15 protein-coding genes are annotated in these 21,058 nt (G+C 58.5%); 9 read left to right on the plus strand and 6 right to left on the minus strand.

Translation table 11 applies throughout. From position 1 onward, the window contains the following. Positions 1 to 1,054: DUF1549 domain-containing protein (locus AC1XOS_RS06685; RefSeq protein WP_481961442.1), on the minus strand; the 1,054-nt coding region annotated here is incomplete at its 3' end. A gap of 39 nt (positions 1,055 to 1,093) precedes the next feature. Between AC1XOS_RS06685 and AC1XOS_RS06690 the strand changes: the two genes are divergently transcribed. From AC1XOS_RS06690 to AC1XOS_RS06725, 8 genes are all read left to right on the plus strand, one after another. Next, on the plus strand, positions 1,094 to 3,934 hold the full coding sequence (locus AC1XOS_RS06690) for a DUF1553 domain-containing protein (RefSeq protein WP_481961443.1): 2,841 nt from the start codon (positions 1,094 to 1,096) through the stop codon (positions 3,932 to 3,934). Positions 3,935 to 4,385: 451 nt separating this feature from the next. Further along, positions 4,386 to 7,034, plus strand: a complete 2,649-nt coding sequence (locus tag AC1XOS_RS06695; protein WP_481961444.1) for a DUF1592 domain-containing protein — start codon at positions 4,386 to 4,388, stop codon at positions 7,032 to 7,034. A 4-nt stretch (positions 7,035 to 7,038) separates the two neighbouring features. After that, positions 7,039 to 8,355, plus strand: coding sequence for a DUF1552 domain-containing protein (locus AC1XOS_RS06700; RefSeq protein ID WP_481961445.1), 1,317 nt, complete (start codon positions 7,039 to 7,041; stop codon positions 8,353 to 8,355). Positions 8,356 to 8,377: 22 nt separating this feature from the next. Next, the gene (locus AC1XOS_RS06705; protein ID WP_481961446.1) at positions 8,378 to 9,784 is read left to right on the plus strand and encodes an N-acyl-D-amino-acid deacylase family protein; all 1,407 of its coding nucleotides are present in this window, start codon (positions 8,378 to 8,380) and stop codon (positions 9,782 to 9,784) included. Positions 9,785 to 9,889: 105 nt separating this feature from the next. Continuing rightward, complete coding sequence (locus AC1XOS_RS06710; RefSeq protein WP_481961447.1) at positions 9,890 to 10,489, plus strand: hypothetical protein; 600 nt, start codon at positions 9,890 to 9,892, stop codon at positions 10,487 to 10,489. Between the two features lie 76 nt (positions 10,490 to 10,565). After that, positions 10,566 to 12,026 (plus strand): hypothetical protein, encoded by a 1,461-nt coding sequence (locus AC1XOS_RS06715; RefSeq protein WP_481961448.1) that lies wholly within the window; start codon positions 10,566 to 10,568, stop codon positions 12,024 to 12,026. A gap of 45 nt (positions 12,027 to 12,071) precedes the next feature. After that, entirely contained in the window at positions 12,072 to 12,809 is a 738-nt protein-coding gene (locus AC1XOS_RS06720) for a sugar phosphate isomerase/epimerase family protein (protein WP_481961449.1), read from the plus strand. Positions 12,810 to 13,097: 288 nt separating this feature from the next. Continuing rightward, the gene (locus AC1XOS_RS06725) at positions 13,098 to 14,411 is read left to right on the plus strand and encodes a DEAD/DEAH box helicase (RefSeq protein WP_481961450.1); all 1,314 of its coding nucleotides are present in this window, start codon (positions 13,098 to 13,100) and stop codon (positions 14,409 to 14,411) included. Here the strand turns inward: AC1XOS_RS06725 and AC1XOS_RS06730 are convergent. Further along, complete coding sequence (locus tag AC1XOS_RS06730; RefSeq protein WP_481961451.1) at positions 14,408 to 15,547, minus strand: hypothetical protein; 1,140 nt, start codon at positions 15,545 to 15,547, stop codon at positions 14,408 to 14,410. The genes AC1XOS_RS06725 and AC1XOS_RS06730 overlap by 4 nt on opposite strands. Positions 15,548 to 15,563: 16 nt before the next feature. Beyond that, positions 15,564 to 16,289, minus strand: a complete 726-nt coding sequence (locus AC1XOS_RS06735) for an amino acid ABC transporter ATP-binding protein (RefSeq protein ID WP_481961452.1) — start codon at positions 16,287 to 16,289, stop codon at positions 15,564 to 15,566. Between the two features lie 31 nt (positions 16,290 to 16,320). Here AC1XOS_RS06735 and AC1XOS_RS06740 point away from each other — a divergent pair, with 31 nt between their 5' ends. Further along, entirely contained in the window at positions 16,321 to 16,743 is a 423-nt protein-coding gene (locus AC1XOS_RS06740; protein WP_481961453.1) for a 2Fe-2S iron-sulfur cluster-binding protein, read from the plus strand. On the opposite strand, the gene AC1XOS_RS06745 is transcribed toward AC1XOS_RS06740, so the two are convergent. From AC1XOS_RS06745 to AC1XOS_RS06755, 3 genes are all read right to left on the minus strand, one after another. Continuing rightward, positions 16,740 to 18,164, minus strand: coding sequence for a DUF1501 domain-containing protein (locus AC1XOS_RS06745; protein WP_481961454.1), 1,425 nt, complete (start codon positions 18,162 to 18,164; stop codon positions 16,740 to 16,742). The genes AC1XOS_RS06740 and AC1XOS_RS06745 overlap by 4 nt on opposite strands. A gap of 65 nt (positions 18,165 to 18,229) precedes the next feature. After that, a complete protein-coding gene (locus tag AC1XOS_RS06750; protein ID WP_481961455.1) occupies positions 18,230 to 20,722 on the minus strand; it encodes a DUF1553 domain-containing protein in 2,493 nt (830 codons plus the stop codon). A gap of 116 nt (positions 20,723 to 20,838) precedes the next feature. Beyond that, the coding region (locus AC1XOS_RS06755; protein WP_481961456.1) for a hypothetical protein at positions 20,839 to 21,058 on the minus strand (220 nt) is incomplete at its 5' end.

Genomic DNA, 21,058 nt, shown 5'->3' on the forward strand with positions numbered 1-21,058 from the left:
AGCGGGCGCAGGCTAGGGTCTGCCCCAGCATCGCCTTGCCGATCACATCGATCTGGTTGTCAATGCGGTCGGCCTGCTCCTGCTTGATATCGACGGGCGAGTGCTTGCCCTCACCTAGCCAGACAAAACCGGTGGCCGTCAGCGACTCATTGCGCCCCGTGGTCTTATCGTAGCGTGGCGTCGGCAAGAGATCACCCGCGAGGTGCTCGGTGAGGAACTTATCGTAGGGCACATCGGCGTTGAGCGCACGAATGACATAGTCGCGGTACTGGAACGCCTCGGGGATATCAAAATCAATCTCATGGCCCATCGACTCGGCGTAGCGCACCAAGTCCAGCCAGTGCCGTGCCCAGCGCTCGCCGTAAGCGGGGGATGCCAGCAAGCGATCTATCACTTTCTCGTAAGCACCGGGCGATTTGTCGGCCAGAAACGCCGTGATTTCGTCGGGCTTGGGCGGCAGGCCCGTCAGGTCGAGCGTCACGCGGCGAATCAGCGTGCGCTTGTCGGCCTCGGGAGCCATCTTTAGCCCCGATTTTTGTAGCTTCGCGAGCACGAAAGAGTCTATGCCGCTCTTGTCCATCGGTGGCTCTAGCGGACGCCGGACTTGCTTATAGGCCCAGTGCTGGCGACGCTGCGTCAGATCAAAACTCTTCCCCCCCGGCCCCCGTCCTACGGGGGAGCTAGTGGGGACGGAATTTGGCATCGGCGCACCGCCTTTAACCCACTGCTCTAAAAGCGCGATCTCGCCTGCGGGGAGCTTGCCACTGGGAGGCATCAGGAGCGACGAGCTGGTGTAGCTCACCGCCTTGAGCAGTGTCCCATTGGCTGGGAGAGCCGCCCCGCGTGCCCCGCCTTTTTTTAGCGAGGAGGCGTTGTCGAGGCGCAGGTTTCCCTGCTGGACATCGGGCCCATGACACGAAACACAGCGCGCCGTGAGGATCGGGCGAATCTTTCTTTCAAAGAACTCCGCATTCACTGGCTCCTGCGCCTTACCCGGCATTAAACTCACACCGAGTAAAAGCCCACCAAAAAGAACTCCCATTGTCCGCTTCATAGCCCCTATTGTAGCCGATGATGCGTCATAATAAACACCATGCATAAATCGTGGGGCGTTCTTTGTGGAGCAATTTTGCTGGCGACGGCGACATGGGGAAGCCAACCCCCCCGCCCCCGCCCAGCGGGGGGGCTTGTTTTCGAGTCAAAAGTGCGGCCCTTGCTCTTGGCCAAGTGCGTCACCTGCCACGGCGAGCATGCTGCGCAAGGCGGCGTTCGGCTCGACAAGGCTTTTGATGCAGCGACGGCGCAGAAGGTGCTGGCGGCGGTTCGCTACGACGGCAAGGTGAAGATGCCCCCGAGCGGTAAGCTCGCAATCCCCGAGCAAGAGGCACTCGCGCTGTGGATCAAAGACGGCGCAAAGTGGCCTATGGCCCCCTCCGCTCCCAAGAAGGGGGGAGCCGGGGGGAAGAGTGACCACTGGTCGTTCCAGCCGGTCAAGCGTGCCGCTGTGCCCAAAATCAAAAATCCCGTGCTGGCTGAGGAGTGGGTCAAGAATCCGATTGACGCGTTTGTGCTGGCGCGGCTGGAGAAAAAGAAGCTCCTGCCCAACCTGCCTGCAAGCCGTCGTGAGCTGATCCGCCGCGTCACCTACGACCTGATTGGACTGCCGCCCACGCCCGAGGAAGTCGCCGCCTTTGCGCGTGACTCTGACCCGAAAGCCTACGAGAAACTGGTCGAGAAGCTGCTGGCAAGCAAGCACTACGGAGAGAAGTGGGGGCGGCAGTGGCTGGACTTAGTGCGCTTTGCTGAGACGAACTCCTACGAGCGCGATAATCCCAAACCCAACCCCTGGCGCTACCGGGACTATGTCATCAAGAGCTACAACGCCGACAAGCCCTACAATCGCTTCTTAACGGAGCAGCTCGCGGGCGATGAGCTGCCCGATGCTACCAATGAGACGCAGATCGCCACGGGGTTCTATCGCCTTGGGGTCTGGGACGATGAGCCCGTCGACGCTGAGCAGTCTCGCTACGACAGCATGGATGACATGGTCACGACCGTTGGGCAGGCTTTCTTAGGGCTGACGCTGGACTGCGCCCGCTGCCATGACCATAAAATAGATCCCATTCCCACCAAAGACTACTACCAGTTTGTCGCGATCTTCCAAAACATCAACTATTTCAAAAACGGCGGCGCAACCGACGAAAAAATGCTTTTTGAGAGCGATGCCGAAAAAGCCGACTACGAGAAGCGCGTCAAAGAGCGAGCGGAGCAGATCGCCGCTAAGAAAGCACGCGTCGCGGCGCTCCAGCAAGAGTTTCTCCAGAAGCGCGACGCTCTGCTCAAGCCTGGCGATCTCACGGACTTAAGCTGGAAGTACTACGAAGGCAGCTTCGGCGCCCTCCCCGACTTTGACAAGCTCACGCCCGCCGCCTCCGGGATGGCTACCACGGTCGATCTCTCAGTGAAGCAGCGCGATGCCAGCTTTGCCCAGCTCTGGATGGGGAGCCTGAACGCGCCCGCCGCTGGGGAGTACACGCTCTGGCTGGACTCCGATGATGGCTCGCGGGTCTTTGTCAGTGGCCAGAAGCTGATCGACTACGACGGCTCCCATGGCGAGGGCAAGGAGAAGCGCGCGAAGATCACCCTTCCAGCAGGCAAAGTGGCGCTCCGGGTGGAGTACTTCCAGAGTGGGCCCTCGCCGCTGGGGCTGAATGTTGCTTGGGCCGGGCCTGGCTTTGGCCGTCGCCCGCTCTCGCCCGCCAAGAACACAGGCGCTCTGGGCGTGCCCGTCCAGCTCGCCGCCTACAAAGGCCAGCTCGACCAGAACCTGGCGGCGGAGCAGGCCAAGCTCGCTAAGGAAGTGGAGGAGCTAGAAAAGGCCGAGATTGCGGCCAATAAGATGCTGGTCGTGACGGAGACCGGCCCGAAGTCCGCTGAGACGTTTATCCTCAAGCGCGGTAGCCGCGAGACTCCGGGCGATAAAGTTGAGCCCGGTTTTCCACAGTGTCTTGGCGGGGGAATCGCCAATCCCACGCCGCTTCCCAGCTCGGCAGGGCGGCGTACGGCGCTGGCCAAGTGGATCACCGACCCTAAGAACCCACTCCCCGCGCGTGTGATGGTGAATCGTCTTTGGCAGGGACACTTCGGGCGCGGGATTGTCCGCACCCCCAACGACTACGGCCTCCAAGGCGCGGCCCCCACACACCCCGAGCTCCTCGACTGGCTGGCGTCTGAGTTTGTGCAGAAGGGCTGGAGCATGAAGGCCATCCACCGGCTGATCCTGCTCTCCAGCACCTACCAGATGTCCTCCAAAGCCCGCCCTGATGCCCTCAAGGCCGACCCCGAGAACGAGCTCTTCTGGCGCTTCGACATGCGCCGCCTGACCGCCGAAGAGGTGCGCGACTCGGTGCTGGCGGTCTGTGGGAACCTCAATCTGGCGCAGTTTGGGCCGTCGGTCTACCCCGACATCCAGAAAGAGGTGCTGGCGGGGCAGTCGATCCCCGGCAAGGACTGGTACCCAGATCGCATGAGCCCACAGGACAAGAACCGCCGCAGCATCTATATCTTCGCCAAGCGCTCGCTGCTCTACCCGATGCTGGAGAGCTTCGACGCCGCCGAGACCGACCGCACCAATCCGACGCGCTTTGCCACCGTCCAACCGACCCAGGCGCTGGCGATGCTCAACTCCACGCTCATGAACCAGCAGGCGCAAGTCCTCGCCGACCGTGTCAAGAAAGACGCCACCGACCGCCCGGTCCCGTTCATCAAGCGCGCCTTCGCCCTCATCACCCAGCGCGAGCCCACACAAACCGAGCTCGCCCGCTGCACAAGGCTACTCGACAACCTGCGCTTCAAAGGCGCCACCGACCAGCAGGCCCAGACCTATCTCTGCCTGTCTCTGCTGAATCTTAGCGAGTTTATGTACCTGGACTGAACCCGAACCCACCCGCAGAACTCACCCTCTACGGAGGAGGGTTGGGGGAGGGATCTACGCAACGAGGCCAAAGACGATTCTTGTAATCAGTGATCGGCTCTTGTAATCAGTGATCGGCATGAGCGAGTGCGGCTTCGAGTGTTCATCCGGAAAGTGGCCTTATCCGGCTTGTTCTTGCACGAGTTGTCATGATGGATGAAAATCTTGGTTTGCAAGTATTTCGGTGGCTAGAGGCTTATCCCACATTTGAGCCCCCTCTTGGTGTTGCCTTGGTACAAGTTGGTTTGAAACCACGGCAAATGGAACATGTTTCCGCGCCCCAACCCTCCATGATACAGGGTGGGTTCTGCGGGTGGGCTCGGGCGGCGAAAAATTACGAATAAAATTCGTAGCAGGACTGTCTCATCGTAGAAAAGTGGCGTAAACTAAAGAGAAGTGAGTTCATAGTGCCATGAAACTTCAAAAGAGACAACGAAAGCTCTCGGGGCGGCTGGTATCCGGCGCGGCCCTCACCCTTGGACTGGGGGCGCTCTCGGCGGCGACGCCCCAGAGCAAACCAACAACCGTGCCTGCGCCAAGTGTCCAGGCGTTCCTTAAAGCAAACTGTATCGCCTGCCACAACCCCAGCCTCAAAGAGGGCAAGCTCGATCTGACGGCGCTGGCGTTGCGCCTCAACGATCCTAAAGTCTTTGAGCTTTGGGTGAAAGTTCACGACCGCGTGCAGCTCGGGGAGATGCCCCCGCCCGGCTCCCCCGCGCCCAAACCGGCGGCACGTGCGGCGTTTCTAAAGGCGCTGGCCGCCCCGATGCTCGCCACGGAGACCGCGCGGATCAAGCGCGACGGTCGTGCGGTCTGGCGGCGCATGAACCGCTACGAGTACGAGAACACCGTGCGGGATCTGCTCGGTGCGCCGTGGCTCCAGCTCAAGCCCATGCTCCCCGAGGACGGTATCGCGGCCCGCTTCAATAAAGTCGGCACGGCGCTGGATGTCTCCCATGTCCAGATGGTGCGCTACTTAGAGGCCGCCAATGCCGCGCTGAAGGAAGTGCTGTCCCAAGGAGTGGCGCGAACCGAGACCACGACGAAGCGCTACTACGCACGGGAGCAGCGCTCGTTTGCGGGACTGGTGGAGGCAGGCTTTGCCTACTCCGATGCCACCGCGCGGGCTACCTTCCCGATTCTGGGCGAGGAGGCGGATCTTCCGGTGCTGGAGAAGAAAGCCCCCATGACGGTCGGGGAGAAAGACCCTGCGAAGCGTGAGCTTGAAGCCCTCGGTGTGGTGGCGAGCGCCTACGAGCCGATCCAGCCCGAGTTTGATCGCTTCCATGCGCCGGTTTCCGGGCGCTACCGAATTCGGCTTCGCGCCCACACGTTCTGGTCCGGCCCGGACAACGAGAAGCAGTGGTGGCGGGCCAGCCGCACCAAGATCTCACGGGGGCGAACCCAGGAGCCGGTGACCCTCTACGCCAGCTCCCATCCGCAGCAGCAGCGCCGTCTGGGCACGGTGGACATCGTCCCCGACTCGGCGGTGCGCGAGCTAGAGGTTCAGCTCATCAAGGGCGAGTCTATTCTGCCCGATGCCGCCCGCCTCTTTCGCTCGCGCCCGCCCTCGGATGACCCCAAGCGCAAGATAACGACAGGCTGGCATACCCCGCGGGCAACGCCTGAGGGCCAGCCCGGAGTCGCCTTCCAGTGGCTGGAGGTGGAAGGGCCGCTCTACGACGCTTGGCCTACGCCTGGGGTGCGCCTACTCTGTGGCGACCTGCCCATCAAAGCCGTGGAAAGGGGGCAGCTTGAGATTGTCTCGAAAGACCCCGAAAAAGAGGGCGAGCGGCTGATCCGTGGCTTTCTGAAGCGTGCCCTACGCCGCCCGGTGCAGGAGGCCGATGCCCAGCTCTTTCTGAAGCTTTTTAAGAGCGCACGGAGCACGGGCTCAAGCTTCACCGAGGCGCTGCTGGCGACCTACTCCGGGATTCTTTGCTCGCCCGCTTTTGTGACGCTGGAAGAGAAGCCTGGGCAGCTCGACGACTTTGCACTGGCGACGCGGCTCTCGTACTTCCTCTGGAACACGGAGCCCGACGAGACGCTGCGGGCGCTGGCAGCGCAGGGCAGGCTCAAGGACCCGAAAGTGCTCGCCGCCCAAACCGACCGCCTGCTGGCCGACCCGCGCTCCCGCCGCTTTGTCGAGGCGTTTTTAGACTACTGGCTGGATCTGCGCAAAGCGGGAGATGTCTCGCCCGATGAGACGCTCTACGTGGACTACTACCTGGATGACTACCTCGTGGAGTCGGCGGTCGAGGAAACGCAGGCATTTTTCACCGAGCTGATCCGCAAGAACCTGCCCGCACGAAATATCGTCGCCTCAGACTTTGTGACGATCAACGACCGGCTCGCGACCCTCTACAACCTCCCTAATGTTCAGGGAGCTGCTATCCGGCGCGTCCCACTGCCTAAAGATTCCGTGCGGGGCGGTTTGCTCACCCAGGCGAGTGTCTTGAAGGTGACGGCAAACGGCACCACGACCTCGCCCGTGCTCCGTGGGGTCTGGATCAACGAGCGCATCCTGGGGCTGCACGTGCCGCCTCCGCCCGCCGCCGTCCCTGCGGTCGAGCCCGATATTCGAGGGGCGACGACCATTCGGGAGCTCCTGGCCAAGCACCGGACGCAGCCCGAGTGTCGCAGCTGCCACACCAAGATTGATCCGGCAGGCTTCGCACTAGAGAGCTTCGATGTCTTTGGGGGCTGGCGTGAGCGCTACCGAGGCATAGGGGAGAAAGACGGCAAGACGGAGCTAGGCTTTGGCCAGAACGGCCAGCCCTTCTACTTCCATGCTGCCCAGCCCGTGGACTGCTCCGGCACCCTCCCCGATGGCCGCACGTTTGCAGACATCCGTGAGCTGAAGCGCTTGTTTCTTCGTGATGAGCGCGGTATAGCCCGCAACCTCGCGCGGCAGCTCGTGACCTACGCCACCGGCGCACCCGTTCAGTTCGGCGACCGGGCACAGATTGAGGCGATCCTGAGCCGCACCCAACCCAGTGGCTATGGAGTGAAGTCCCTGCTCCATCAGGTGATCGCCAGCGACCTCTTCAGGAACAAATAAGACCATGAAAACCGTTCATATCCTCACACGGCAAGCTCTCTCACGGCGCCACTTTCTGCGTGGAGCTGGTGTCCTGCTAGGGCTTCCCCTCCTCGATGCCATGGAGCCCGCCTTCGCCCGCATGGACTCCCAAAAGTCCGTCCCACGCCGCTTCTTTGGCATCTGCAACAACCTAGGCGTGCTCCCCGACAAGTTCTTCCCAGCAGTAGACCAAGCAGGACGTGGCTATACGTTCTCGCCCTATCTGGAGCACCTCAAAAACTTCCGCGACGACTTCACGGTGATGAGTGGGGTCTGGCACCCCGATGTAGATGGTGGACACCCTGCGGACATCTGCTTTCTCACCGCCGCGCCGCACCCGTCGAGCGGTGGCTTCCGCAACACCATCTCGCTGGACCAGTACGTCGCGGAGCGCATCGGCAATCTCACGCGGTTCCCGTCGCTCACGCTGGGGGTCAATGGCTCGCGGAGCCTCTCGTGTACGGCCAACGGCGTGCTGATCCCCACGGAAAACCGGCCGTCAGAGGTGTTTAAGAAGCTCTTTCTAGGCGGTTCCCCCGACGAAGTGCAGGCACAGGCGCGGAGCTTGGCACTGGGGCGCAGCATCATGGACACGGTCGCGGAGCAGACCAGCAAGCTCAGCCGTCAGGTCGGTGTAAAAGATAGGGAGCGCCTCGACCAGTACTTCTCGGGCGTGCGTGACCTGGAGCAGCGCCTCGTGCAGGCCGCCGAGTGGGAGAAAAAGCCCCGCCCGGTGGTGAGCGTCGCGCAGCCCGTGGACCTCAGAGACCCACGCGAGTACATGGACAAGACCCGCCTGATGTACCAGATGGCGCACCTCGCCTTTGCCACCGACTCCACCCGCAATATCACACTCATGCTCGACTCCGTGAACTCCCCCGCGATCACGGTTGAGGGCAAGGCAGTCTCCGATGGCTACCACAACCTCTCGCACCACGGTAAGAGCACGACCAAGATGAGGGAGCTAGAGCGCATTGACCGTGAGCACATGAAGCTCCTGGCGGGCCTCTTTGCCGAGCTTAAGTCCCATCCAGAAGGCAACGAGACCCTGCTGGACCGCACCATGGTGCTCTACGGCAGCAACATGGGCAACGCCAATACTCACGTCACCACCAACCTCCCCGTACTCTTTGCCGGTGGCGGCTTCCAGCATGGCCAGCACCTCGCCTTCGACCGAGAGCGTAACTACCCGCTCCCGAATCTCTTCGTCAATATCCTCCAGCGCTTCGGGCTTGAGACCGACAAGTTCGCCTCCAGCACCGGAACCATGCGCGGCATGGAGCTAAAACGCTCCGCGTAGAGCAAGCGGGTACAATCGCTCCATGTCCTATCTGATTCGTGGTGGTCTGGTCGCCGATGGAACGGGCGGCAAGCTCCGCCGCGCTGATGTGCTGGTGGAGGGCGACTCCATCAAGGCAGTTGGGGAGGGGCTGCGGGCCGACTCCGTGATCGAGGCCCGCGGCAAGGTGGTCGCGCCGGGCTTTATCGACACCCACAGCCACGCCGACGGGGGGCTTCTCACCAACCTCGATGCCGAGACGCAGCTCCGCCAGGGGATCACGACCGCGATTGTCGGGCAAGACGGCGGCCATAACTTCCCGCTCGACGAGTGGTTTGCCAAGCTCACGCAGACCCCGCCCGCGCTCAATATCGCCAGCTTTATCGGGCACGGCACCGTGCGCGGGAAAGTAATGGGCGACGACTACAAGCGCCCCGCTCGCCCCGACGAGGTTCGTAAGATGCGAGCGCTGGTGGCGCAAGAAGTGCGAGCCGGGGGGCTGGGCCTGAGCTCCGGACTGGAGTACGACCCGGGAATCTACGCCAAGGCCGAGGAAGTAATTGCGCTGGCGGAGCTGGCGGGCTTTTACATCAGCCATGTCCGTGATGAAGAAGAGGGGGCGCTCGAAAGCTTCGAGGAGCTGATCCAGATCGCCACCGAGGCGCATGTCCCGGCGCAGATTAGCCACATCAAGCTGGGCTCATCGCCGGTGTGGGGCAAGACGCGCGAGGTTTTCCAGCGCATGGACGCGGCCAAGCGGCGTGGCGTCTCGGTCACGGCGGATGTCTACCCCTACACCTACTGGCAGAGCAGTATTATCGTCTTGCTGACCACCCGCGAGTGGGACAAGCCCGCACTCTGGGAGAAGGCGCTCGCGGAGGTCGGGGGGGCGAAGAATATCCTGATCACCGGCTACGCCCCGCAGCCTGCGTTTGTCGGTAAGACCCTGGCGCAGGTGGCGGCGGAGCAGAAGAAAGACCCGGTCACCCTGACAATGGAAATGGTGAAAGCGGCCAATGGCGCGGTGGGAGTCGTGGTGACGGCGATGCAGGAGCGCGATTTGTATGCGTTTCTGAGCCATCCCGAGATCATGTTCTGCACCGACGGTGGCCTGCGCGGCTCGCACCCACGCGGCGCGGGGAGCTATCCTCGGATTTTAGGCAAGTACGTCCGTGAGGAGCGCGTGCTCTCGCTCGAAGAGGCGGTTCGCAAGGCCAGTGCGCTTCCTGCAAGCCGCTTTGGCTTCACGGATCGCGGCCAGGTCGCCCCCGGCAAGAAGGCCGATCTCGTGCTTTTTGATCCCAAGACCATCCACGACACCGCCACGACCAAAGACCCACAGGCCAAACCCGTGGGCCTCACCGATATGCTGGTTAACGGGGTTCCTGTGCTCCGAAATAGTCAGCTCACTGGTTCGCACCCAGGTAAAATTTTAAGATCAATATATTGACTTTGTCAGGTTCATTAGGGTACAATTAGCTGGTAACTCTTCTGGAAGAAAACTCTTCTGGAAGAAAACTCTTCTGGAAGAAAAGAAAATCAGGGAGGTTGTTAGATGTTTAATTGCCATAAAGTCCTATTTGCTGTAGGACTCTCTGTTCTTCCGTTATTTGGTTTTTCTAGTGTTGCTTATGCAGGGTGGACTGAAGGTACACTGCAAGTTGTTGATTCATATTTGTCCCCATATGACTCAGGTGTTCATGTTAATGCATCTGTAGGGATGAAAATGCGTGAATGGGATTTAGATACTGATTCTGATGATAATCCCATTAATGGTTTTTATGCAAAAGCTGACATTCAGGTAAGCCAAGGTAATAGTGAATATGGTAGTACTGCCTACGATGGCGCTACAGCAAGTGTCATCTTCAAGCAGACTTATACATGGACAGGGAGTTCAAGTCCTACCTGCATAGAAGTTCATGATGGTGGTTCTTATGCGACACTTCAGGCAAATACTGGATATGGTGCAGTGAATTTTGGAGTAGGTAATATTCAAGGAAATACAAGTTGGAGTGATATTGATACATATACCCCTGAAGACGATATATTTGTCTTAGATGGAACGGTTACTGCTATAACTGCAGTGTATGGTAGTTTTACAGGTAGTACCTATGCACATGCGATTGGGCATCGTGCTTGGAACTCCTATTTCTAGTCATTACTGACTTATTTTTCTGATGAAGAGATATAGATATTTCTTCATCAGAAAAAAAATACAGTGGAGTTATAGTATGATACAACGATATTTCAATATTTTATTGATTTTTTTGTGTTGCTTTTGTTTAGTTAAGAATTCAAAAGCCTCAGATTTTTCCTGGAAAGACACATTGAAGTCATTATCAAATCTAAGTCATCTTACAATGTTATGTGAGGGACAGCCTGTTATTACAAAAGAAAAACAGATGGAAGTGGAGAGGATTTTATTATCGAAAGAAACCTATGACGCTAAGATTAAGAAAATTGTAATTTTATGTGATTATATCTACATTAGAGAAGGCTCAGTACTTATTCTTAAGAAGAAGTATACGAAGGCTGGCGATATTCCCTGTATTAGTCTCGAAGAATTAAGAGATTCAATGATTGATATTATAAAAATCACTGAAGGTATTTGCCCTCCGATGAATACGAGAGAAGGTTTGGATGTCAAGGCAACTTATATTCATGATTTTATTGGCTCTGTATCGCAACAGGAACTTCTCTTAATGGAAGGAGAGGGTATGCGAGTAAATCAATTAACCGGAAAAAGAAAAGATATATTTGAAAATTTATTAAAAACATCGTATTTGATTGATATATTTTATATTGGAAGGCAAAATATGACGGAAATTGATCTTTTAAAAAATTCTTACTTGTCTTCTAAGAAAGAAAATATGGATACTATTGTAGGTTCGCTAATTCCAAGACGGGATAAAAATGGACAATTAAATTTTCATTCACTAAGGCCACGTGAATACAAAATTCCTGGAACAGGAAATCAGATAAATAATAAAGATAAGTATATTAATGAAAAAGCAACCCTGGGTGATATTGAAAATGAGATAAATCGTTCAATAAATATTTTAGAAATAAAAGATAATCTTAAGGGTAAGTCTTTTTCTTTTTCGGGGTTAAAATACAGTGGTGCTGAAAAAATCTCTCGTACTGTTGCTAGAATGTTCGGACTTGATTTTGTAAAAAATAAAGATCGGTTTGTTATTAGGCGGAAAGCAATTCCTATGAATGTTAATATTTCTAATTGGAGAGATGCTATATTTGCAATTATACCAGATCCTCTTGTTAGATATTTAATAAAATCGGATAATCAAGATAATAATAAAGTATATGTCGGGGCCAACAATGCAATGGGATTGGCTAAGGTATGTCATGATTATTTATTGAATAAACATGATCCTATAATTCAGAAATTGAAGGATAAAAAAATTAAATTTCAGGAACTAGATAATGTTTCAAAATCAGCAGTTGGAATGGCATTAGCACTTCCCTTTTTAAGGAATGTATTGCAAGAAATACAACAGGAAGTTCCATTTTATATTTCTCATCTTGAGGACCTTTTAATTCGTGTCAGGCGTGTTAAAGACCCTGTTCGAGGGCCTAAAATAGCATTGATTACTCGAAAACCAGATGGACCGGGACGTTGGACAAATCATATTGGGTGGTTAAATATTCCCGTTCCAGATCGTATGAAGAAGTAGCAGGATTTGCAGGGTTTTATGCAGACTTTGACGAACTCTAAAATCATGAAAGCAAATACACTCAATATCGGGGTGGCGACCTACACGCTTCGTAATCTGACCACGGATGCGGCGATCACGGTGCTCCAGCGGCTGGCGATCAAGACCTGCTCGCTCAAGGACTCTCACTTGCCGATGAAGGCGACTCCGGAAGAGTTAAAAGCCATTGTCGAGAAGTTCAAGGCGGCGGGAATCACGCCGCTCTCGGTGGGCAATGTGGGCATGAAAGACGAGGCGAGCATGCGGGCGGCGTTTGAGTATGCCAAAGCCACGGGAATTGGAACCATGGTCTGCGCCCCGCCCCTCGACTCGATCCCGATTCTGGACAAGCTGGTCAAGGAGTTTGATATTAAGCTTGCGCTGCACAATCATGGGCCGGAAGATAAAAACTTCCCGACGCCCTACGAAGCCTATAACGCCGCCAAGGGCTTTGACAAGCGTATCGGGCTGTGCGTGGACGTGGGCCACTGTGCGCGCGCCGGGAAAGACCCTGCCAAGGCGATCTTAGACTGCCGCGACAGAGTTTATGACATTCACCTGAAAGATGTTAGCGTGGTTGCGCCCAATGGCAAGCCGATTGAAGTGGGGCGTGGTGGGCTGGACATTACCGCGATTCTCAAGGCTCTGATCGCCATCAAGTTCACCGGGAATGTCGGCTTTGAGTACGAAAAAGATGCCAAAGAGCCTGTGCTGGGCCTCGCCGAGTCGGTGGGCTATGTCCGTGGGACTCTCAAGAGCCTCTAGCGAGGCTCGGATTCTCCTCCGAGAAGCCCCCAAGAGCCTGATCTGTGCAAGCTGCCTTTTTGTCCACCGGCGCCCGTAGCTGGCGGAGGCTCGACAGTCATGATACAGTGCTGTGTCTTATTGACAATTGTGCATCGCTGGTGGATTTCGCACTCCGGTTTGCTTCTCCTTCTGAGTCCTCGCTGCACCACAAAACTGCGTTTAAACCACGTTTGAATCTGCCTGAACCGGCGCTATTTTCTTAAACTTTCAGAGATAGTCGTAGGCCGATTTTCAGGAGATTTTTTAATGACTTTCGAATCCCTCGGCCTGCGTGCCGAGCTTTTGCGTGCCCTGAGCGACTCTGGCTATACCGAGCCGACTCCCATTCAAGCTCAGGCAATCCCTTTGATCTTAGAGGGCCGTGATGTTCTTGCCGCCGCCCAGACAGGCACGGGTAAGACAGCAGGCTTTACGCTGCCTCTGCTCCAGAAACTGAGCACGGGTAAGAACGCCGCCCACCCGCGCCGTCAGCCCGTTCGCGCTCTGATTCTGACACCGACCCGTGAGCTTGCGGCACAGGTGGCGGAGAGTGTTCATACCTACGGCGCGCACCTCAACCTAAAAGCCGGGGTGATCTTTGGGGGCGTTAAGATCGGGGCTCAGATCACGATGCTCAATAAAGGCGTGGATATTCTGGTTGCCACGCCAGGCCGCCTGCTGGATCACATCAGCCAGCGAACCGTCAATATCAGCAATGTCGAGGTTCTGGTACTAGACGAAGCCGACCGGATGCTAGACATGGGCTTTATCCGCGACATCAAGAAGATTCTCTCCCTGATGCCGCACCGTCGGCAGAACCTGCTCTTCTCGGCCACGTTCTCCGACGAGATCAAAGACCTCGCCGATGGCCTGCTCGACAGCCCGGTCCGGGTTGAAGTGCCGCGTGAGAACTTAGAGAGCGAGCTGGTGACCCAGTGTGCCTACGCCGTCTCCAAAGAGAGCAAGCGCGAGCTTCTAGAGCACCTGCTCGCCACCGAACTCAAGGGACAGTCGCTGATCTTCACCCGCACCAAGCACGGAGCCGACCGGCTGTGTAAGCAGCTGGTGCGCAGTGGGATTGAGGCCGCTGCGATTCATGGGGATCGTAGCCAGCCACAGCGCACCAAGGCGCTCGCCGAGTTCAAATCCGGCGGGGTTCGTGTCTTAGTGGCGACGGATATCGCCGCTCGTGGCCTCGATATTGACCAGCTCCCGTTCGTGGTGAACTACGAGCTCCCCAATGTGCCTGAGGACTATGTCCACCGCATCGGGCGCACGGGCCGAGCTGGTGCTCTGGGCCAGGCGATCTCTCTGGTCAGCGCCGATGAGCGTGCCTATGTCACCGCCATTGAGAAGCTGATCCAGAAAAAGATCGAGCGCAAGGTGGCGACTGACTTCACGCCGTCGGTCGTGGAGACGGCAGAGACTCCGACCACACCACCGCACCGCCTCACCGGAGCACGTAGCTCGCAGAACCAGCAGCCCCGCCAGTTCCCCAGCCCCAAGTCGCTGGGAGGCAACGGCAGTGGGGGGCGCTCCGCGGGGAGCCGCAACTTTGGTAGCGGACGGCGCGGGTACTAGCTCGGTAACAAGAACAGCCGTCCCTCAGAGTCGCCGAGGGAGAGCTGGAGGCCAGGCATGTTGGGGCTCTCGTCGCGGACGGGAGCCTCTTTTCCTGTCTCTTTACTGACCTCGCGGACACTCTCTAGGGGCGCATCGAAGACCACGGTGGGCCAGGCGGAGTAGGCGAAGCGGTAGTTCTGAAGGAGCACTGCGCGGCGGCCGTCTTTGTGGCGAAACGCTCCGACGAGATAATCCCCCGGCGGATCGACCTTATCCCGCTTGAGGTCCCGAAGCCCGGAGCCCTTGAGCGCTTCGGCGGGCGTGTCCGTGGGGGTGACGCGGTAGACCCCGGTGCTGGTGAGCTGCATCAGGGTAGGGCCAAGGGCGCGTAGCTCGGCGTTGAGGCGCTTGGCGTGCTCGTAGTGGCGGGTCTTGGTGCCATCACGGGCGAGAATTCCCCCGCCCTTGGGGAACTCTCCGCCGTCGGGGGTATCGTAGCAAAAGTACAGCACGCCCTTGGCACCGTAGGCCACCGATGCAAAGATCTGCCAGCGGAGCTGCGACTCGGTGGGGTCGGTGTGGGGACCATACGGCATGGTGTTGAAGTAGTTCCAGAACGGAATCCCCGCCGCCAGCGACTGCTCCCGCATCACCGCCAGATTCCCACAGTAGCGGTCCCGACCATCGGTATCGGGCTTGAAGATGGGGTAGTGGTCCATGGAGAGCACGCCAGGCTTGACCGTCTCGATAAACTGCCGAACATGGGTTTTGTAGTCGGGTGAGCCCAGCTGGCCGGGGCTAGCGTAGTCGGGGAAGAGGTTGACATAGGCCAGCTTTCCCGGATAGAGTCGCTCGATCGCCTCTGCTTGCTCCCGGAGCTTGGGGAACTCCGCTGCGTTGGGCTCGTCCTGGAGCGCGTAGCCCCAGATGTTCTTATCGGTCGGCCAGCTCTTGGGATCACCGCCCTCCGTCCAGACCAGTGCCTTGAGGCCAAATTTCTGGAGTGGTTTGAGGCGCGGTGCGGTGGGCTGGTTGCCAAAGTTGAGCAGAACCAGGTTGAAGCCTGCCTCGACCAGGGTTCTGTAGCGCGCCTCGCTGGCGAAGTCACGCGGGGGCCAGAAGCCTATCACGAATCGATCTTGAACAAACGACATTTTTTCTCCAGGATTTTTATTTCAGGATGCGGGCGAGGAACTCTCGGGTTCTTGGCTCTTTGGGGTTCTCAAAGAGCTGCTCGGGGGGGCCTTCCTCAAGAATTTTCCCAGCGTCTAGAAAGCACACGCGATGGGCGACTTCTCGGCAGAACCCCATCTCGTGGGTGGCGACCAGCATGGTTCTTCCTGACTTCGCCAGCTCACGGAGCACCTCGAGAACTTCTCCCACCAGCTCTGGGTCGAGCGCCGAGGTTGGCTCATCGAAGAGCAGGACGGCGGGTTGCATCGCGAGTGCCCGCGCAATCGCGACCCGCTGCTGCTGGCCGCCGGAGAGCTGCGCCGGGAGCTTATCCGCGTGCTCGCTTAGGTGCACCTGCGCCAGTAGCTCGCGCGCTTCTTTCTCTGCAGTCGCTTTGTCGAGCTTGCGGACTTTCTGGGGCGCGAGGGCGACATTTTGTAGCGCCGTCAGATGTGGAAAGAGATTAAAGCGCTGAAAGACCATCCCAATCTGTTGGCGCAGCGTGTTCTCATCTTGATCCGTGCGGCCCTGGAAACTCACTGTCCCCCCGCTGGGGACTTCCAGGCGATTGAGGCAGCGCAGGAGCGTCGACTTGCCCGACCCACTTGCCCCGATCAACCCGATCACTTCGCCTTCTTTCACGGAGAGCGAGATGCCACCGAGCACTGGAGTCTGTCCAAAAGACTTTGTTAGGTCGTGGATTTCTAAGAGCGGGGTGGCCATTGGTTGAGATTATACGGTACAACAGAGGTCTATGGCTGGAACGAATCCCTACGCGGCACCGGTTTCTTACGAGAAGCCCAAGCAACCCTATAAGCTGACGATCCTCATGGACGGCGAGCGGCATGAGCTGACGATCAACCCGTCGTCGCTCCCACTGGGCCACAACGGCCTACCGGGCTCTATTTTGGATATCTGCGATGGCTTTGATCTCCCGCTGGAGCACACCTGTGGCGGCGTCTGCGCCTGCTCCACCTGCCATGTGATCGTCAAAGAGGGCTGGAGCTCGGTCAACGAGGCCACTGAAGACGAAGAAGATCAGCTGGAAGAAGCGCCTGGGCTGACCCTGAAGTCCCGCCTTGGCTGTCAGTGCGTCCCCAACGGAACTCAAGATGTCGTGATTGAAGTGCCCGGCTGGAACCGCAACGCCGTCAAAGAGACGCCGCACGAGCACTAGGCAAGCACCTCACGAATTACCTCACCGTGGACATCGGTGAGGCGGCGGTTGGCTCCGTTGTGGTAGTACGTCAGCTTTTTATGATCCAGCCCGAGCAGATGCAGCACCGTCGCGTGGAAGTCGTAGATGGTGGTGACATTTTGCTCGGCCTTCCAGCCTAGCTCATCGGTGGCTCCGTAGGAAAAGCCGCCCTTGACCCCCGCGCCCGCCATCCAGACCGTGAAGCCCTGCGGATTATGATCGCGGCCCTGACTCTTGGCCTGGAAGGTCGGCATGCGCCCAAACTCCGTGGTCCAGATCACGAGTGTGTCTTCGAGCAGGCCACGCTGCTTTAAGTCCGTGAGCAGTGCCGCCGTCGGCTGGTCGAGAATCGGGCAGTGCCGATCCAAGTCTGATTTTAATCTCTGGTGGGCATCCCAGTTGATCGAGCCCTCCGCCGCGGACGACGACGCACCGCAGAAGAGCTGGACAAAGCGCACGCCGCGCTCGACCAAGCGCCGCGCCAGAATACAGTTCTTCGCATAGGCTGCAAGATACTGATTGCTACTGTCCGTCCCGTAGAGCTTGTGGGTCGCCGCCGTCTCTTTCGAGAAGTCCGTCGCCTCGGGAGCCGAGAGCTGCATTCTTGCAGCGAGGGCGTAGCTGGCCAGCCGCGCATCGAGCTCCGTGTAGCCGGGCGCGCGCTTGCCGTAACCCTTGTTGAGCGCATCCAGAAAGCCCCGCACTCGTTTCTCGCTATCCGGCGACGCGCCCTTGGGCAAGTCTAAATCGGGGATGGCTTTTTCGGTATTGAACGCGACGCCTTGAAACGCGGCGGGTAGAAACCCATTGCTCCAGTTGGCGGGCCCGGCGACCGGTAAGCCACGCACGTCGGGGATGGCGACAAAGGCGGGTAGGTCTTGTGTCAAGCTGCCCAGTGCGAACGTCGCCCACGCGCCCATGCTGGGGAAGCCCTCGAAGATGAAGCCCGTGTTCATCTGCAGCGTCCCCGGCCCGTGGGTGTTGCTCTTGGCGGTCATGGCGTGCAGAAAACAAATCTCGTCGGCGTGCTGGGCGATATGTGGCACCGCGTCGCTGAGCCACTTGCCGCTCTTGCCGTAGGGCTTCCAGCCATAGGGGCTCTTGGCCAGCTTGCCCTGTCCGCCTTGAAACGTCACCAGTGCATCGCCACCGGGGAGTACCTCACCGTCGTGCTTGGTCAGGCCGGGCTTGTAGTCCCACATGTCTAGTGAGCTAGCCGCGCCGGGGCAGAAGATCTGGATGACGCGCTTGGCAGCCCTCCTCCCCCCTGCCCCCTCCTCCCGATAACCGCGGGAGGAGGGGGAGTTTGTGGCTTGTGCTTCGTCGGCGAGCAGGCTGGCGAGGGCGATGGAGCCTAGCCCCGTGGCGAGATTTCCCAAAAAAGCACGACGGTCACTCATAATAAAATCCCCCTTTCCCAAGGAGGAACGACTGCCCGGGAGAGGGGGCTAGGGGGAGAGGTTGGCTAGTAATACAGAAATTCATGGGCGTTGAAGAGAGCGCGACAGAGCGCAGGGAGGCCGTCCTTAGCGACCAGAGGACGGGCGAGCGAGAGCTCTTCCGCGCTTGGGCTGCGACCAAAAGCGAGGCGGAAGGCGTGGGAGATTTGTTTCTCGGGCGACGTGCCCGCTTCTTTTTGGAGGCGCTGGGCAAAGTGCGTGGCCTGCTCGCGGACGAACGGGCCGTTGAGCAGGGAGAGTGCCTGGAGTGGCGTGGTGGTTACCTCTCGTTTGGGGGCACGCTGGGCGCTCTCGGGACAGTCAAAAGAGGCGAGCAAGTTATCGCGGACGGCTCTGACGGCCATGCGATAGACACTGCGCCGCCAGGTCTCGGGGCCGTAGCTGGTGGCGGGGCCATAGAAGGCAATGTTCTCCTGTTTGTAGGTAAAGAGCCGGTAGGGTGGGCCGCCAAGCGTGCGGTCGAGCGTACCACTCGTCGCCAGCACCGCGTCCCAGAGCGCCTCGCTCTCCATACGCTGCAAAGGGCCGCGCCAGAGCAGGCGATTGCCGCCATCAAGCGCCTGCGCCTTTGGCTGAGGCGTCACCGCAGACTGCTTGTAGGTCGCCGATGTCACGATGAGCTTGTGGAGCTTCTTGAATGACTGCCCGCTGTCCCGGAACCCGATGGCGAGGCTATCCAGCAGCGCTTGGTTGCTGGGCTTGGCCCCGTTGTTGCCAAAGTCCGACGGTGTCGCAACCAACCCCACCCCAAAGTGTTGCTGCCAGATACGGTTGACGATCACCCGCCAGGTCAGTGGGTTCTCGCGCCGTACCAGCCAGCTCGCAAGCCACATTCTCCCCTCTTCGCCGGGCTGGAGAGGGGCTGGGGGAGAGGCTACTGCGGTGAGCGCACCGGGCTGGATTTCTTCAAGCCGTTGCATCACATCACCGCGCTTGAGCAAATAGACCGGCTCCGGTGCGACGAGCTTCCCGAGATAGGCACGCTTGCTGTCGCGCAGCTCGCGGGCTTTACGCAGAAGTGCCTCTCGCTCGCTAGGGGCTGGCTCGGTGGTTCCATGGGTCTCGTTGCTGGCAATCGTGCGCCAGCGCTCGCCGTCTTCGGAGACTTCAATTTTATAGGTGGCGGGGAGGCGATCGCTAAACTGGCCTGATGCGTCCCGGCCCCAGGTGATACGGCTGATGGTGGTCTCGTGAGGCAGCTCGACCTGCACCCAGCCCTTGCCCGGCTCGTTGCTGATCCAGGAGAACGCATTGCCTAGCCAGCCATCGGTGAGGTGTGAGATTTTGTGGTCGGGGTAGCCTGGCAGCAATGACGAGGCCGTGGGCTTACCGTTGAGCGCGAGGTTCTCGGAACTCTCGGGGCCGTAGATCGCCAGCTCGTCCAGACACGGCTCCCCACCGTCCTGCGTCGAGAGAACGGTGAAGCGGACAAACTTGGCGTAGGTGGGAGGGAAAGCTTCCTCATTGCCCAGCGCGGAGAGCTTCTGGTCGGCTTTGGCAAGATTGCGTACATCCCAGAGCGCACTCTGATACTGCCTTTGCTGCGCCGCAGTATTTTGTTTTGTGAGCTCCCGCTCGCCGTGATAGACTCCCGCAAATGTCGCGCAGAGCTTGTAGTAGTCGGTCTGTGGGATCGGATCGAACTTGTGATCGTGGCAGCGCGCACAGCCGACCGTCAGCCCGAGAAAAGTCTCCGATGTTGTGGCGACAATATCATCCAGATCGCTTGCACGCTGCTGGCGAGTCAGCACCTCATCTGGGCTAGGGACATCGTCGTGAACCCCGGCTACCAGAAAACCTGTCGCCGCTGGCTCCCCAAGTCTATCGCCCGCAAGCTGTGCTTTGACAAACTTGTCGTAGGGCATGTCGGCATTGAGCGCGCCGATTACCCAGTCCCGATACGGCCAGGCATTTTCTCTTAATAGATTGCGCTCGTAGCCATTGCTCTCGCCAAAGCGCACCACATCCAGCCAGTGCTTCGCCCACTTCTCGCCATACGCAGAAGACGCCAGGAGCCGATCCACGAGTTTTTCATAGGCGCTGGGCCGTGTGTCGGTGACAAATGCCGCGATCTCGCCCGGCGTGGGCGGCAGGCCCGTCAAGTCCACTGTCACCCGCCGGATCAGCGTCCGCTTATCTGCCTCCGGCGATGGCTTCAGGCCTTTCTGAGCCAGCGCCGCTCGAACCAGAGTATCTATTCCCACAGGCTTGCCGCTGAGGGGTTTGAGCGACCAAAGCGTCGTGATGGTCGGTAGTGCTTTCTTGAGCTGAGCAAGCTCACTTGCCGCGAGCTTCCCCGAGGGCGGCATCTGGCCTGAGTCGACGGCGCGGACAATACGGCTCGCGTTTTGGCGCAGAGCATCCGTGCGAGAGAGATCCAGCCCACCCGCAGGTTTTGTCCCACTATGGCAGCTCATACAGCGGTTTTGTACGATTGCATTTTGTGCCTGCGACGGCACCACGACGAGCAGGCACAAAAAAGTCATCCACCAGCGCATACGCTATTTTACACGTTTTTGCCAAAAGAAAACGGCCCGCCATCACAACCAGGCCCATTTATGGGTCTTGTCACAACAGCGGGCTGATTTATCTGCCCGTCTCTAGATGTCAGGGATTACGAAAGGCCGCTCACCGCACGGGCGAACAGATCTGAGAGACCTGCACGGTCGCCGATGGCACGGAGGGCGTTGAGCTCGTCGGCGTTGATGCGCGTGTTGCAGATCTCCAGTGCACGGTTGAAGTTGCGCACCGAGCGGGCCACCGAGGCGTTCTGCTGGTCTGCCGTATCCGTGTTAAGGGGCTGGCAGTCGATTCCCACAACGGCGTTGTAGCCG

It is taken from the genome of Armatimonas sp. (assembly GCF_964826245.1).

Excerpts from the sequence above, each read along its gene's own strand:
- AC1XOS_RS06700 (WP_481961445.1), top strand. The coding sequence starts at position 7,039 with ATGAAAACCGTTCATATCCTCACACGGCAAGCTCTCTCACGGCGCCAC.
- AC1XOS_RS06745 (WP_481961454.1), bottom strand. The coding sequence starts at position 18,164 with ATGAGTGACCGTCGTGCTTTTTTGGGAAATCTCGCCACGGGGCTAGGC.
- AC1XOS_RS06740 (WP_481961453.1), top strand. The coding sequence starts at position 16,321 with ATGGCTGGAACGAATCCCTACGCGGCACCGGTTTCTTACGAGAAGCCC.
- AC1XOS_RS06715 (WP_481961448.1), top strand. The coding sequence starts at position 10,566 with ATGATACAACGATATTTCAATATTTTATTGATTTTTTTGTGTTGCTTT.
- AC1XOS_RS06750 (WP_481961455.1), bottom strand. The coding sequence starts at position 20,722 with ATGCGCTGGTGGATGACTTTTTTGTGCCTGCTCGTCGTGGTGCCGTCG.
- AC1XOS_RS06705 (WP_481961446.1), top strand. The coding sequence starts at position 8,378 with ATGTCCTATCTGATTCGTGGTGGTCTGGTCGCCGATGGAACGGGCGGC.
- AC1XOS_RS06730 (WP_481961451.1), bottom strand. The coding sequence starts at position 15,547 with ATGTCGTTTGTTCAAGATCGATTCGTGATAGGCTTCTGGCCCCCGCGT.
- AC1XOS_RS06690 (WP_481961443.1), top strand. The coding sequence starts at position 1,094 with ATGCATAAATCGTGGGGCGTTCTTTGTGGAGCAATTTTGCTGGCGACG.
- AC1XOS_RS06710 (WP_481961447.1), top strand. The coding sequence starts at position 9,890 with ATGTTTAATTGCCATAAAGTCCTATTTGCTGTAGGACTCTCTGTTCTT.
- AC1XOS_RS06725 (WP_481961450.1), top strand. The coding sequence starts at position 13,098 with ATGACTTTCGAATCCCTCGGCCTGCGTGCCGAGCTTTTGCGTGCCCTG.
- AC1XOS_RS06720 (WP_481961449.1), top strand. The coding sequence starts at position 12,072 with ATGAAAGCAAATACACTCAATATCGGGGTGGCGACCTACACGCTTCGT.
- AC1XOS_RS06695 (WP_481961444.1), top strand. The coding sequence starts at position 4,386 with ATGAAACTTCAAAAGAGACAACGAAAGCTCTCGGGGCGGCTGGTATCC.
- AC1XOS_RS06735 (WP_481961452.1), bottom strand. The coding sequence starts at position 16,289 with ATGGCCACCCCGCTCTTAGAAATCCACGACCTAACAAAGTCTTTTGGA.